General features: G+C 59.4%; 2 protein-coding genes and 1 pseudogene. All 3 read right to left on the bottom strand.

The features are described 5' to 3' along the window. The coding region (gene cpdA, locus AXW79_RS02780; protein WP_063977636.1) for a 3',5'-cyclic-AMP phosphodiesterase at positions 1-563 on the bottom strand (563 nt) is incomplete at its 3' end. Positions 564-589: 26 nt separating this feature from the next. Next, complete coding sequence (locus AXW79_RS02785) at positions 590-1,036, bottom strand: DUF1249 domain-containing protein (RefSeq protein WP_005313915.1); 447 nt, start codon at positions 1,034-1,036, stop codon at positions 590-592. Between the two features lie 108 nt (positions 1,037-1,144). Next, positions 1,145-1,450, bottom strand: a pseudogene (gene nudF, locus AXW79_RS02790) (ADP-ribose diphosphatase); the annotation flags it as partial.

A 1,450-nucleotide genomic window follows, 5' to 3' on the forward strand; every position in this document is an offset into this window, starting at 1 on the left:
GCCAGCACGGCGAACAAGTCGTCGGCATTCTTGAGATTGTGCTGATCCAGCCAGGCGCAACCGACCGGCACAGCCTGATGGTGCAGGGCGATCAGGGCGTGGCGCTCGGGATGTTGACGCAGTGCGCTATCCAGCGCCGCCAGTTGGTGATCCCCCAGCACGCCATGGGGTTTGCCGCGTACCTGGGTATCGAGCAGCATCACTTGCCAGTGTTCGCCCACCAGTTGCTTGGCCTCGCTGATCCCGGCCGCATGCAGGTACTCGGTCATCAGGGGGCCGTCGTCGTGGTTGCCGGGCAACCAGTAGATGGGGCGCGCCAGCGGAGCCATCATGCTGGCAAAGCGCTGGTAGGACTCCGGACTGTGATCCTGCGACAGATCGCCAGTCGCCAGGATCAGGTCGAACGGGTGCTCATTGACCTGCACCTGTTCCAGCACGGCAGCCAGGCTCTCTGCAGTACGCACAGCCAATAGCCTCCCCTCGGCACTCGCGAAGAGATGGGTGTCGGTAATTTGTAACAGGCGCACACTGCCGTCCTGCGCCTGGGGTAGCTCTGTTTCCAAAATCACGCTTCTTTGTATAAGTTCAACTAGAGGATGTTGATCAGGCTGGTACCATGTCTGAGACAAAATCTTAGCCAATCGGCCAGAAACAGATTTACCTGCTCCTTTTCATCCCGCTGGTGCATTTTTTTATTGGGATAATCATAACGTGGTTGCAACCTCGAAATCTGTTGCGCCGCACACACTTCCGCCATCCGCACGTCATGATACAAACGAATCTCGATGCGAGCCTGCAAGTAGCTCGGCAATTCCGGGTTGTGCTGGGCCAGGATCACCTGGCTGGTAAAGCGGCTCTCCTCGCTGACAGTGAGCTGGAACTGCAACCCGTTGCCCACCTGATAGCGGCGTTCGGCCCCGACTGTGCCACCGGGTGGCAGCAGTTTCATCAAGGCCATATAGTTCACCTCGCAGGTGCGCTGCAAGGACATCAAATCAGGCACATAGCGTTTCATCGGGCTCTGGACTAACGGCATCTCGCAGCTCCCTCAATCAACACCCGTGAGTAATTCACCTCGCAGGTACGCTGCAAGGACATCAAGTCAGGCACATAGCGCTTGCCCTGCTGCTGGACGCTCACCACCTCAGCGCTCCGCCAGCCAGCGAGCCCGCAGCTCGCCGTGATTGAGGGCCAGCCACTGCAGTGCGATGACGGAAGCCGCATTGTCGATGCGCCCCTCCTTTAGCCAGGCATAGGCCTGTTCACGACTCACCACGTGCACCCGGATATCTTCGCCCTCTTCCGCCAAACCGTGGATCCCTTCGGCCTTGCTGGCATCCACCTCGCCCACATAGACTTCGATACGCTCGGTACTGCCGCCCGGGCTCACCAGATAACTGATGGCATGCTCGCAGCGACCGACCTCGATCCCCGCCTCTTCCACCGCTTC

This window comes from Aeromonas salmonicida subsp. salmonicida (assembly GCF_001643305.1).
Taxonomy (GTDB): Bacteria; Pseudomonadota; Gammaproteobacteria; order Enterobacterales; family Aeromonadaceae; genus Aeromonas; species Aeromonas salmonicida.